We start from the raw sequence: 12871 nt of genomic DNA, 5'->3' as shown, positions 1-12871 counted from the left end.
TTACAAATACCCGTGTTCTGCTAAGAATGCGGGTGTGATGCCATCTATACTAGTTTCATCAGTGGTGGTGTGTGAGTTTCCAGGGTAAACAAATTTTTCGACGTATTTGCCGAGAATATCCCCTTCTAGATTTACTAAACTCCCAGAAACTAAATAGCGAAGATTTGTATCGGCGTATGTGAGGGGAATTACCGCTACCTTGAATTGAGAGAGTTCTGGCTCATAAGCAGCTACAGTAAGACTGATGCCATTGACAGCTATGCTACCTTTGGGGACAATATACCGTGCGATCGCCTCGGATGCAATAAAGGTCATTTCCCAAGAACCAGCCGTTTGTTCTGCTACTAGTAATCGACCAATGCCGTCTACATGACCCATCACAAAATGACCGCCAACTTTACTGCCCACCCTTAGCGACGCTTCTAAATTTACATATCTCTGTTGCGTTTGCTCACCTCCCAACGTCGTGCGGCGTAGAGTTTCCGGTGAAGCCGTGGCAATAAAGCCGTCTTTTAAAACTTTTTCAACTGTCAAGCAAACACCATCTACTGCAACACTGTCACCATAAGCCAAATCTTGCATAATTACTTCACCCGAATGGCTTACACAAGTAATTTGCCAAGAATCGCCCTCTAAGGGTTTCATCGTTCCTAATGCCTGGATTAATCCTGTAAACACGGCTTTTTTGTCAAACTAACTCTATTTATTGCCTACTTTTGCTTGAAATCAATTGGTAATTGTCACAGAAATTTCCAACATCCAAGTATATTTTCTGACTTTTTTTCGTATAGGAATATTAACACATTAGCATCCTTCACAAGGCATACTTGGGTAAGAAGGTTATTGTCGAAGAAGACCAATTTGACTTACTCTGGTTTTCACCACAAGTTCGGAGTTTAATAGAAGCAATTATAGAGAACGAATGCTTATGTTTATTACTGTCGCAAAACTGTCTAAAAAGGGGTACTATTTGTTACACAGCATCCAAGGCTCTCGAAGCATTGTAGAGGCTTAGGCAATGATTGAAATGAAAGTCGCTGGCATAGCATTAGATGCCATAACCCGCAGCCCGATCGTCCTTTTGAAAGATTCTTCAGATCGGCGGGCTTTGCCAATTTACATCGGTCAGGAACAGGCTAGGGCAATTATGGGTGCGCTGGAGAATCAAAAGCCTCCCAGACCCTTAACCCACGACCTGATTGTGAATCTTCTAGAGACTTGGAATATGACTCTAGAAAAGGTGATCATTCATTCCCTGCAAAAGGATACATTTTATGCGGCTTTAATTGTCCAGCAAGGCGAGGTCAAAAAAGAAATCGATGCGCGTCCTAGCGATGCGATCGCTATTGCCCTCCGTACAAATACTCCTATTTGGGTAATGGAAGAAGTGATTGCTGATGCTTCTATCCCTGTTGATCGTGATGCAGATGAAGCCGAACAGCAAGCCTTCCGTGAATTTATTTCCAATCTCCGTCCTGAAGATTTGATCAAGCGCTTTGGTAATGACGACAGCTAGGCAATTTTAGATTTTAGATTTTAGATTTTTTCTTGAATCTAAAATCCAAAATTCAAAATCTAAAATTGAATGACTCCTAACTCTTTGTTAAAGATGCAATACCGACGCTTTGGGAAAACGAATCTGCGCCTCTCGGTTTTTTCTCTGGGAACAATGCGCTATTTGGCTTCTTTTGAAAATGCCCACCAGACTATCGAACAAGCCTTAGCGCTAGGAATTAATCATCTAGAAACTGCCAGAGGTTACGGCAAAAGTGAGGAGTATCTTGGTAGGGCACTAAAAGCTGGGTTGTCAGTACCCCGAACGAGGCTTTATATCACTACCAAAATCTCAGCCACAGCAGATGCTGACACCATGCGTCGGTGCATCGACGAATCCCTAGAACGATTACAGCTAGATTATTTAGATTGCTTAGGCGTTCATGGCTTGAACACCTGGCAACATTTAGAGTGGGTGCAAGCCAAAAATGGCTGTATGCAAGCTGTAGAGGAAGCTGTTGCTGATGGTAGAGTACGACACGTTGGTTTTTCCAGCCACGGGTCATTAGAGCTAATTCAGGCAGCAGTAAATACAGATTATTTTGAATTTGTCAATCTGCATTATTACTATTTTTTCCAACGGCACGCACCAGCGATTCAACTAGCTGCCGAAAAGGACATGGGCATTTTCATTATTTCCCCTGCTGATAAGGGAGGACGCCTCTACACACCACCCCAAACTCTAAAAGACCTGTGCTCGCCGTATTTACCCTTAGAACTAAACTATCGCTTTTTACTTTCTGATAACCGTATTTCTACTTTGAGTATCGGCCCAGCAAACCCAGATGAATTAAGGGAACCTTTGCGAATCGCTGACGATGATGGAGAGTTAACATCAGCCGAAAATTCTGCTTTTGAACGGTTAGAAAATCACCAAAAAGTTGCTTTAGAAACTGATAAGTGTAGTCAATGTTATGCTTGTTTGCCCTGTCCAGAAAATATCAATATTCCAGAGGTATTGCGGTTAAGAAATCTTGCAGTGGCATACGATATGACTGAATATGGGCAATATCGTTACGGAATGTTTGAAAATGCCGGTCATTGGTTCCCTGGAATGAAAGGCAACCGTTGTACAGAATGCGGTGACTGTTTGCCTCGGTGTCCAGAAAAGTTAGATATTCCACCTTTGTTGGAAGATGCTCACGAAAAATTAAGTGGCAAAGCAGGTAGGAGATTGTGGGGTTGACACTCTCCGGTCTAAAGACTTACTGTGTACACACAAGTCGGAAAACCTTATCCACATTGGTTTGAATCTGGTAGGGTGCGTTATGGACATTAGTCCTAATGCAGCGAAAATCTGAGATGGTGCGTTAGTAGGGTCTTGACTTTAAAAAATTAGAATTGGGATATCCACAAAGGAAACAGACAGACATATAACGATCCCAGTCAGTGGCTGCCAGAATCTTGAACTCAGCACCAACAGTATTCTTCAGTCAGCTGCACTGGGCGTGTTAGACTGCGACCTCCAAACTCATTCTGATCGCCCCCAACATAGTTGCTCGCCATCTTAACTTATCGCCTCGATGAATCCTCACCTTTGACCTTCTGCACAGGTGTCCATTTGAATACGTCTGATGATGGTTGTTGATTTGAAATCAGCTTACCTTCAATCGCAAGCTTACCCGTCCCTGTTACATAAATCTCATAGCTTTTGACAATCCAGTAAACTGCAAATACAACAACCCCAGATGTTTCAACCCAGAAAATCGTTGCTCTTACCCCTGAGCCAGGGGGGATAATTAATGTCAGCAGAAGAGTAATTAAGGGAATAGCGATCATTGCTAAACCCAGTAATTTATATATCCTTCCATACTTTTTTCTGTCATATTCTTTCTTCATTAGGTCTGGCGTAAGCGTATCTGATGCTAGGCAAATGCAAACATACGCAATAGAAAGGAAAAACAGAATTGCGAAAGTACCATGTAACGACCATTTGCTACATGAGGTATCGCAGTTCCACTCCATAGGAAATAGTGCTACTCCAACAAGAAAGATCCCAGCACCATTTAGTGCCCAATCTTCCAAAAGTGAGTAACCTTTATAGAGACATAAGAAAGCCCCAATTGCACATAGGATACCAACAAACAAGTCTCTTGTAGTACCACCTCCACTGTGATAGTAGGCACTTATTGAATCTTGAAGCTGTAGGTTAGAGCGACTATGCCCTACAGCCCATAAAGAAAAGGGCAAGATGAGCGCAAGTCCCCCTATTCCAATGCGAAGGTTAGTATACGCAGCAAGAATATGATCTTGCAGATTTTTAGATTTCATTTACTTCCTAATTTCTGAAAAAGATTACAAAATGTTAGATTGAGAATAAGACGTTTACAGCGCTTCCGCCTATATGCAATACAGTTTTCCTTTTGCCCCTGTCCTATCATAGCTTTCAGCTTTGAGGATGTACCTCATAGCCGCCGGAAGTGCTGTAATATCTAATTAATAGTTACACTTTACTTTTTAATCTTCCTACACTTAAGCTTTTACTACAAAAATTTATCTTCCAAGCACCGCACCCAAGCCTCTAAAAACCAAAACTCTCAATAGCCCTAACCATTAATCAAACCGACTCAAACACCCTAGTGCGTTAGCCTACGGAATAACAACTAGTTTTTAGGTTTCAACTTCGGGGTTTTCAGCGAACATTCTTAGAAAAATGTAAAATTAATAAAGATTTAATAGAGTCAGGAAGATCCGCCTAAGCTGGGGTATCTAGCGGCAATAAAGATGAAGATTAAAAAAAAAGAAATATCCTGCGTCAATCACTGACGGTTTTCCGCTACAGTGGACGGGCTGTTAGCTTAGTATGGACTACTAGCCGATCGCTTACTATTCTTCTGGCTAGTTTAACAATAGTTGCTGGTCTTTTACCGGCGGCGATATCCTACATCAGTAAGTTAATTGTGGATGCAGTGGTACTTGCCTCTCAAGTTCACTCACAAAACAATGGTTTTGTCAATATTTATCCTTCCCTATCTTATGTAGGATTAGAAGCGATCGCTGTAATTTTATTAGCAGGCAGTCAACGGGGAATCACCATTTGTCAGTCGTTATTGCGGGCGCTAATGGGTCAGCGAGTGAATGTACTCATCTTGGAAAAGGCGCTAACACTTGATCTTAGGCAGTTTGAAGACTCAGAATTTTATGACAAATTAACCAATGCCCGACGAGAAGCATCAGTTCGTCCGCTTTCCTTAGTAAACCGCACCTTTGGGTTAGTGCAAAATGCCCTTTCCCTGTTCACCTACGGTATTTTGCTAGTAAATTTCTCAGGTTGGGCGGTGGTGGTGCTGATTTTGGCAGCTATGCCTGTATTTATTGCCGAAACAAAGTTTGCTGGAGAAGGCTTTCGCTTGTTTAGTTGGCGTGCGGCAGAAACTCGTCAACAGCATTATTTAGAAAATTTGCTAGCAAGAGAAGATTTTGTCACAGAAGTCAAACTCTACCAACTGGGAGAGATGGTGTTAAGGCGTTACCGCAACCTGTTTGAGCAACTCTATGGCGAAGACCGCGATTTGACTCTGCGGCGAGGACTATGGGGGTATCTCCTGGGTTTAGTCAGTACTGGTGCTTTTTACCTAGCTTATGCTTGGATTGTACTGGAAACAGTGCGAGGTAAGATTTCCTTGGGAGATATGACAATGTATCTCACTGTGTTTCGCCAAGGACAGTCTACTTTCTCCAATGCCCTCACTTCTATTGGAGGGATGTATGAAGACAACCTATATTTATCAAATCTCTACGATTTCCTGGAAGAAGAAGTACCAAAATCTTGGGGTAAGGCAACCATTGGTTTAAATCCTCAAGATGGTATCCGTTTTGAGAACGTATCATTTACTTATCCAGGGAGTTCCAAACCAGCGTTGACAAACATTTCGCTGCATTTGAAACCCAGAGAGAAACTGGCAATTGTCGGTGAAAACGGTTCTGGTAAGACTACCTTAATCAAACTACTTACCCGACTCTACACCCCTGACTCTGGGCGAATTTTCTTAGATGGCTTGGACTTGCAAGAATGGGATGTGGATGTATTGCGGCGTCGGATTGGTGTGATTTTTCAAAACTTTGTCCGCTACCAATTCACTGTGGGTGAGAATATTGGGGTGGGCGATGTAGAACATCTCGACAACAAAACCCGTTGGCAAACTGCTGCTGAAAAAGGGATGGCGCAATCTTTTATTGACCAATTACCCCAAAGCTTCCAGACTCAACTTGGTCGTTGGTTTAAGGGAGGACAGGAACTTTCTGGGGGACAGTGGCAGAAAATTGCTCTGTCTCGTGCTTTTATGCGATCCCAAGCAGATATCTTGGTGTTAGATGAACCAACATCGGCAATAGATGCCCAAGCTGAGTTTGAGATTTTCAATCATTTTCGCACTGTTACTAAAAATCAGATGGTACTTTTGATTTCCCATCGCTTCTCAACAGTACGAATGGCTGACAAAATCGTAGTTATAGAAAACGGGGAAGTTATAGAACAAGGAACTCACGAAGAACTGTTACAGCTAGGAGGACGTTATGCCAAGTTGTTTCTGTTACAAGCAGCCGGTTATCAATAGGAAAAGAAGCTAATAAACTTGGTTGTTTGTCATAATCTATGCTAATTGGGTTAGTTACTCAAAAAAAACAGCCATGTATGTAAAAAATTATTGGGTCTTTAATTTACCAGAGTGTATCTATTTGAAATTCGCTTTAACTAATCTCCGCTTTTTTAAGTACCGTTTTTTTGTTTTGCGCCGTAATTTCCAATTGCGTATGCTCATGACAATTGAGCCAAAGTCCCGACTGGCAAAGGCTGTTGTTTTATTCGCACTGTGCCAAATTGTATCCGCCTCAGCTGGTTCAAGTGGAGATATACAGCGATCGCAATATCGATCAAATAGCTAGCGTGGGTCAGGATGATAAACTATTCCGTGTTGATTCATCAAAGCCAATGAAAATAGCTTGTAATAAATATTTACAAAACTCAGAAAGTTATTAATCAAATGCTGAACTGGAGAAAATCACGATCGCAGATTCTGTTAATGTATGCGCTATTGGGAGCGATCGCACTGGTGATGCTCTTTCCTTTACTGTGGCTAGTTAGTACAGCCTTGAAATCGCCTACAGAAAATATTTTGCAGTCGCCACCACAGTTATTGCCTGCCTCACCTACACTAGATAACTTCTTTAGTGTGTGGAACTCTTTACCTTTTGGACAATATCTGTATAACAGTACTTTGGTGTCAGTGCTGACTGTGGGCTTAAATCTGCTATTTTGCGCTTTAGCTGCCTATCCGTTGGCAAGATTATCATTTGTCGGGCGAGACTGGATTTTTGTAGCGATCGTCTCTACGATTATGATTCCCTTCCAAATCGTGATGATTCCCCTTTATATTTTGACAGTCCAGTTGGGTTTGAGAAATAGTTATTTAGGAATGATTTTTCCGAGTTTAGCCTCTGCCTTTGGCATTTTTCTGTTGCGTCAAGCTTTTATGAGCGTACCCAAAGAGATAGAAGAAGCGGCTCGAATGGATGGCAGTTCGGAGTTAGGTTTGTGGTGGCATGTGATGTTACCAGCAGTTCGCCCAGCATTGGTAACTTTAGCTATTTTTGTATTTATTGGTGCTTGGAGTGACTTTTTATGGCCTTTAATTGTTATCCAAGATGAAAATTTATACACTCTTCCGTTGGGAGTCGCAAAGCTAGCCGGGACATTTTCCCTTGACTGGCGATTGGTAGCTGCTGGTTCAGTAATTGCGATCGCCCCAGTATTATTACTATTTTTATTTTTACAACGTTACATTGTACCCACAGAAACTGGTAGTGGGGTTAAGGGTTAAAGAAGAATTCAGAACAAGAAAGTGGTAGATGAGGGAAAAATAATTAATGCCCAATGACAAATGACAAATTCAATAAGCCCCAGTCTTTTTCAAGACTACCCCAATAGTTTTAATAATCAGACTCAGGTCATAAGTTACAGACCACTTACGTTGATAATCTATATCCATCTTGACAATGGTTTCAAAATTTGTAATGCTTGAACGCCCATTAGCTTGCCATTCTCCAGTAATACCTGGTTTGACTCGCAATCTATCCCAGTGGTGTGGATCATAATTGCTGACTTCATCAGGAGTGGGTGGACGAGTACCAACTAAACTCATGTCCCCTACCAGAACATTCCAAAATTGGGGAAATTCATCTAAGCTAGTACGCCGCAAAAATTTACCCACAGGAGTAATGCGAGGATCGTTAACAGATTTAAAGATGTGACCTTTGGCTTGATTTTCGACCAAATGCTTGAATTTATCGGCATCGACGATCATTGAACGGAATTTCCAGATGCGGAAAGTTTTTCCGTTTAAACCACAGCGAATTTGGGAATAAAATATTGGGCTTGGAGCATCTATAAAAGTAACAATTGCTACAGGAATTGCTATGAAAAATGTAATTATCAGCCCCACAATCGCTCCAACAATGTCAATTAATCGTTTTCTCACGCTTAAGGTTGACGGGTGGAAAGGCTGTTGCGAGCAATTAACTGAATAAAGATAAAGATGATTCACAACGACTAAACTTATCTACAACAGGACTTTTTGAATCAGTAGTGTAGACATGAACATAATTATTAAATGATTTTTATTGATTTTGTCAATACTACTGAGTGTTAACATACACAAAAATTAAGCAATATAAAAACCGAAAACCTAAAGTTTACAGAATCTTTTAATTAAGGTAGGAATTTGTAAAATTACAGTATCATCTCATAAGCTAAAAAAGCTAGTGTTATGGATATACTACATCCAAAGCATTACAGTGTTGAAAGTTGAAAGCTCATCAGGATGTGACCGACTCAGAAAGACACATGAACCTATCCCACTCTTCTAATAATCTCTACTTCTTTTCGGAAAATGTGCTTAAAACCTTGATTTTTCGATTTTAGTTCTCAATAAGCTTAAGCTTTGTAGCACATATATTATTAGTAGGATAGGTTCATCCGTAATGTAAGTAAAACGGCGTAAATAATTAAAGGTATGTAGTCAGGACTTTAGTCCTAAAAGAAGGGCTAAAGTCCTGACTACGAAATCGATTACAATAATTTTACATTACTTAAAATAGTTCAATTTATTCGCACCGACTTACTTACTAATCTCAATGATTAACCTCTAAAGCGAAATTCGCTAAGTATGCTTCCTCCAGTGATTGCTGATTACTAGCCTTGATTGCATCTAGATAGCGACGCAAAGACAACAGTTGTTGGGAATTGGGACGATATGTGAGACTCCCTTGTTTTTCAAAAAGCGGTGCTGTAGCGATCGCCTGATAGTCAGGATTTTCTTGCGAACTCTGAGTTAGCCAAGCCGAATCTGTAACTGAAGGTATCAAACCCGAAGGCAGTTCACCTTCCAAAAAAGCCAGCAGACGTTGCTGACAAGTGCGAGTATTGATCCTACGGCCCTCAAATAACTGGATAACTTCACCGAAAGATAAGGGTCGATCTGGTAGCAACCGCAGCAATTCTGTAAATAGGAAATAATCAGTGTATTGTTGCCTGGGTATATCTAATATCTGGGGATGCAGAGGCAGCATCGCCAAACCATAAGCAACGCGACTGCAATTAGGAGCGCCGTTTTCGCCAAGATATAAATCTTGAATAATCTTAGCGCTGGGGAGTTTTTGCCGTAGCCAACGATTCACCGTCCCGACACAAGCCACCCCACCAGTCAGGATAGCTTGATTAATGGATTCTGTGGGGATGCCACGAGCTACCAATAACTTGTTGAGTTCTCGGTTCAGGCGACGCACAAAGGGGATAAATACCTGGCTTTCTAAATCTCGTCGCTGCAAAATCCACTGCTGATCGGCTAATTCTAAGGTAAAAGACTCTTCGTGTTGCAAAATCAGCTTTAGAGCTAGTGCGGCATCTAATACCGCCTGTCCCAGCAGGGAACTTTCTAGACGCTGCTGGAGGCGAATCCGAGCGGTGATATCTGGCTCTCCGACTCTGGGTAGTTCTAATGCTTCCAACCCTAAACTCTGCCAACGCATTTGGTCTAAACCGGGAATTGACGGTTGCCATTGCCAAGCATTATTGGCAGTAGTTTTGCGTAGGCCTAGCCCGCCGCAGGCATCGCTTTGTATTTCTTGGCGTGATTGCCGAGATTTAGGTGGCAATAGCAACTGGCAGATTATATCTTGTTCAATTCCCTTGCCAGCATAAGCAAAACTGTGGAGCATGAAATCATTGTATGTCAATTGCTGCAATGTTTCTGGGAGATTGACCAGCAGCATTTCTGTGGCAGTTGCCCCAATGTTAATCACAAGGGTATTACCAACAATGGGATTTTCGCTGGTTTTTGCCGGATGAGAACCCTGATGTTGGCTTAATTTTACTTGCTCACCGTTAGCAGCATCAAGTTCTGGGAGTAGACTAGCGATCGCTTCTTCGACAAAAAAGACTTGCTGCGGATGTTGGATGAGTTTACTGGTAAGTAAAGCTGACCGCACGTTAAAGCGGTATTGTTCCGACCAACTAGATGGACAGGTGCAAATTACACCAGCAATATTATTGATAATTTTGGGGAAATCTTGTTCGCTGATCCCCATAGCAGTAGCCATTAAACTAGGGGTGGTACAAGTTTTTTCGGATTTGAGGGTTAATAGTAGTTTAGAGAGCGATCGCACAATCCAAATCAAAGGCCCTGCCGAAAATTCATTTAATTGCAAAACAGGTTCCCATTTTTGCCGTTCACTCTTGTAGGGAATGGCTACTTGTAAATAGGGCTTCAACTGCGCCGAGTAGAGATTATTTATCGTCGCATCTGTTGTTGTCCGTGTTGCAGGAGTGTTGGCGCGATCGGGTACTTTATCTTGGGCAACAGCCGCAGGTGCAGTCCGCTCATGTACTTCGATACTTTCGTTTTCTCCGTGGGGTACAGAAGCTGTAGGCAGATAAACCTCTGTTGGTAAACGAAATGATTGCTGAAAGGAAGTTGTTCCCGGCGGATTTTCTGCTGACCAGTAGATAGGATGTACAACAAAAGTAGAGCGATTTAATAATGCCGCAGAAATTCCTGTTGTACCTAAATCAATTCCTAAATACCAGACAGATTCTAGAACATTGAGTGATTCTGGATTGTTGATGGAGTTGGAAATTGGAGGTAAAGAACTTTCTTCAACAGGAATAGTGACTTCCTTTTCTTGTTCAGTTTCTATCTGAGGAACTGCTGAGGTATTTTCTACTATTTGGAGATTTTCTGTTGGCGGCTCAGGGGAAGTTATGGGAATTATGTGTAGATTTTCATCAAGTAGTTCTGAGAAAATATCCAAGTTGGTAGCTGGCTGCAACTCAGAATTTAGCTGTAAATCAAAATTAGCTAAATCCCGATCTAATTGTTGCAACTGTTCTTCATCTAAAGAAATATCAAGTACGGCTGGAGCCTGATTTGACTCAACACAAAGCAAGTTTTCTTGTGGCGAGGCAGCAATGTAGTCATCTGAAGACAGTTCTGGCTGATTATCGTTAATTAGTACTTCCGGTTTGGCAATCGCAATTTCTGCAATTTCCGCTACTTCGGGAGTAACTGGTGCTGTAATTATGCCATTATCCTCAAAAAATGACACTTCCAGCAGTTCCTGCTCATTACCTGTATCAGGCAATAGTTCAGTTAGAGTATTAATTGTATCAGCGCTAGCTGGCTGATTGCCGATCTCCAAGCTGTCTATTGCGCCAACTGCTTGTGGAGTAAAGCTAACAAGCTCTATATCTGTATCTTCTTCAAAAAATAGTTCTTCCTGTGAATCTGATAATGCTGTAGTTTCTACTGGAGTCTGTTGGGTTGTTTCTGGGTTAAAGTTGCCCAGATCGAACAGATCCGTCGTATCTGCTGTTACAGCTTCAGAATCCACAGTTGGAGAGACAGATGCGCCCTCAGCAATGTTTAACGTTGATTCTGAGGCTGTGGAAACTTCAAGACTTGGATTATTAACATCACCAGTACCAAACAAGCTGGCGTAAAGTTGGTCTACTTCATCACCAATTAACGCAGAAATATCTTGCGGTAATTCAGTCTGCTGGAAAGATTGAGACGAATCTATACCAAGCTGCAACAGCGCTGCATCTAAATCTTCTGTAGTGTTAGTATCCTGTTGGTTAGGATCAATTGTGAGTGAAGATGTTTCTGGCTGTATAAGCTCTAAGGATTGGGGTGCAACTCCAGCAGAAATCTCGGCGGGGTCAGTTAATGATGCTGGTGTATCAGATTCGACCTCAAGGAAAGATGGTTGGGAACTAGGGGATTGCTGCTGCAAATGCTGGGTCAAATTGTTGAGAAAGCTGGCCATCAATTGTTCGCCTTGCATCCCCTGACTATGCATTCTTGCCAATGCTTGCGACAGGGACTCGTGATAAGTATTAATGTTGCGCTGTAGTGCTTCAAATACTACATTTACAGTCCCATCTAGTGACAATAAACGTTGATCCAACTCCCTGGCCAGGTGAGTTAAACGTTCCTCTGAGTCTGGTGATTCTAATAACGGTTGAGTTGCAGAGATTCCTGGTTCTGAGTTTGCACTATTTGCTCCTGAAGTGGCGGAATTTTCCCGCGTCTGTGTTAGCTGTGGCGTTAAAGTTGGCACAAGACGACTCATAAGTACCTGTAAAAACTCGGTAATCATCTGCTCCTGGTTTGTCAACTGCTGCGCTAAGGAGTAATTTTGCAATCGCCTTTGCTCTAGCTGCCTAATTTCCTGTATGAGAGCGCCTCGCTCTTGCAAGAGCAATTCTAATTCCGATCGCAATGGCTGGATCAAGCTCGAAAATTCACTTTTTAATTGTCCTACCCCAACAGTACTCTGTTCATGATTGGGTTCGGGTCGGGGTAGTGGGTACTGATTATAACCTTGCTCAATAAATTTTGTTAATAAAGGCGATCGCGGTTCTTCAGAAGACTCATTTGGGATGCTATTCTCTAATGCTTCTTTTTCTTCTAGCCTTACCAAGAAGTTGCGAATTCGTTCTAAAACTTCTTTAGGCTCTTGCGCCTGACCAGACAGAAATCTAGACATACGCTTGCCACCACTGGCAAGTAAGTTGTCAATGTCTGCGATCAGCTTTTGAATTTCGTCTGCACTGGAAGTCACTTTTGTTACCTTACTTAGAGATGTATGTCAAATAATCTGACAATTACTTTACAATCACCGATAGGAGAAGTTTTGAGTGGCAGAAGCCGCTTTCGACTTGTAACTGTCATTATGTTATGGATTACTGCGAGTCGTGGCAATCTTCAGTCAGCCTTTGTGTGAAAGCTTAGTTTTACAGATCATTAATTGCCTATTTTTG

Annotated in this window: 8 protein-coding genes; 4 read left to right on the top strand and 4 right to left on the bottom strand. The window is 41.9% G+C overall.

Annotated features, from left to right (window positions below; genetic code table 11):
* Entirely contained in the window at positions 1-678 is a 678-nt protein-coding gene (locus VE944_RS12330; RefSeq protein WP_324977295.1) for a riboflavin synthase, read from the bottom strand.
* A 340-nt stretch (positions 679-1018) separates the two neighbouring features.
* On the opposite strand from VE944_RS12330, the gene VE944_RS12325 reads away from it, so the two are divergent.
* Together VE944_RS12325 and VE944_RS12320 are read left to right on the top strand one after the other, a co-directional pair.
* Positions 1019-1516 carry a bifunctional nuclease family protein gene (locus tag VE944_RS12325; RefSeq protein ID WP_100901288.1) on the top strand — a complete coding sequence of 166 codons (498 nt, stop codon included), beginning with the start codon at positions 1019-1021 and terminating at the stop codon, positions 1514-1516.
* Between the two features lie 93 nt (positions 1517-1609).
* Entirely contained in the window at positions 1610-2740 is a 1131-nt protein-coding gene (locus VE944_RS12320) for an aldo/keto reductase (RefSeq protein WP_324977292.1), read from the top strand.
* A gap of 326 nt (positions 2741-3066) precedes the next feature.
* On the opposite strand, the gene VE944_RS12315 is transcribed toward VE944_RS12320, so the two are convergent.
* On the bottom strand, positions 3067-3825 hold the full coding sequence (locus tag VE944_RS12315; RefSeq protein ID WP_324977289.1) for a DUF998 domain-containing protein: 759 nt from the start codon (positions 3823-3825) through the stop codon (positions 3067-3069).
* Positions 3826-4301: 476 nt separating this feature from the next.
* On the opposite strand from VE944_RS12315, the gene VE944_RS12310 reads away from it, so the two are divergent.
* On the top strand, positions 4302-6110 hold the full coding sequence (locus VE944_RS12310; RefSeq protein WP_324977305.1) for an ABC transporter ATP-binding protein: 1809 nt from the start codon (positions 4302-4304) through the stop codon (positions 6108-6110).
* Positions 6111-6536: 426 nt separating this feature from the next.
* Complete coding sequence (locus tag VE944_RS12305; protein ID WP_324977286.1) at positions 6537-7373, top strand: carbohydrate ABC transporter permease; 837 nt, start codon at positions 6537-6539, stop codon at positions 7371-7373.
* A 69-nt stretch (positions 7374-7442) separates the two neighbouring features.
* Here the strand turns inward: VE944_RS12305 and VE944_RS12300 are convergent, their stop codons facing one another.
* Both VE944_RS12300 and VE944_RS12295 read right to left on the bottom strand, forming a co-directional pair.
* A complete protein-coding gene (locus VE944_RS12300) occupies positions 7443-8096 on the bottom strand; it encodes a sugar transferase (protein ID WP_414690125.1) in 654 nt (217 codons plus the stop codon).
* A gap of 586 nt (positions 8097-8682) precedes the next feature.
* Positions 8683-12672, bottom strand: a complete 3990-nt coding sequence (locus tag VE944_RS12295) for a hypothetical protein (RefSeq protein WP_324977283.1) — start codon at positions 12670-12672, stop codon at positions 8683-8685.
* Positions 12673-12871 lie beyond the last annotated feature (199 nt).

This window comes from Nostoc sp., assembly GCF_035638895.1.
GTDB lineage: Bacteria > Cyanobacteriota > Cyanobacteriia > Cyanobacteriales > Nostocaceae > Nostoc.
Note: the sequence above shows the minus strand (reverse complement) of the source record. Positions and strands in the feature narration are given on the sequence as shown.

What these genes read in the sequence shown, in the direction of transcription:
- VE944_RS12320 (WP_324977292.1), top strand. Translation starts at nt 1,610, where the DNA reads ATGCAATACCGACGCTTTGGGAAAACGAATCTGCGCCTCTCGGTTTTT.
- VE944_RS12325 (WP_100901288.1), top strand. Translation starts at nt 1,019, where the DNA reads ATGATTGAAATGAAAGTCGCTGGCATAGCATTAGATGCCATAACCCGC.
- VE944_RS12305 (WP_324977286.1), top strand. Translation starts at nt 6,537, where the DNA reads ATGCTGAACTGGAGAAAATCACGATCGCAGATTCTGTTAATGTATGCG.
- VE944_RS12315 (WP_324977289.1), bottom strand. Translation starts at nt 3,825, where the DNA reads ATGAAATCTAAAAATCTGCAAGATCATATTCTTGCTGCGTATACTAAC.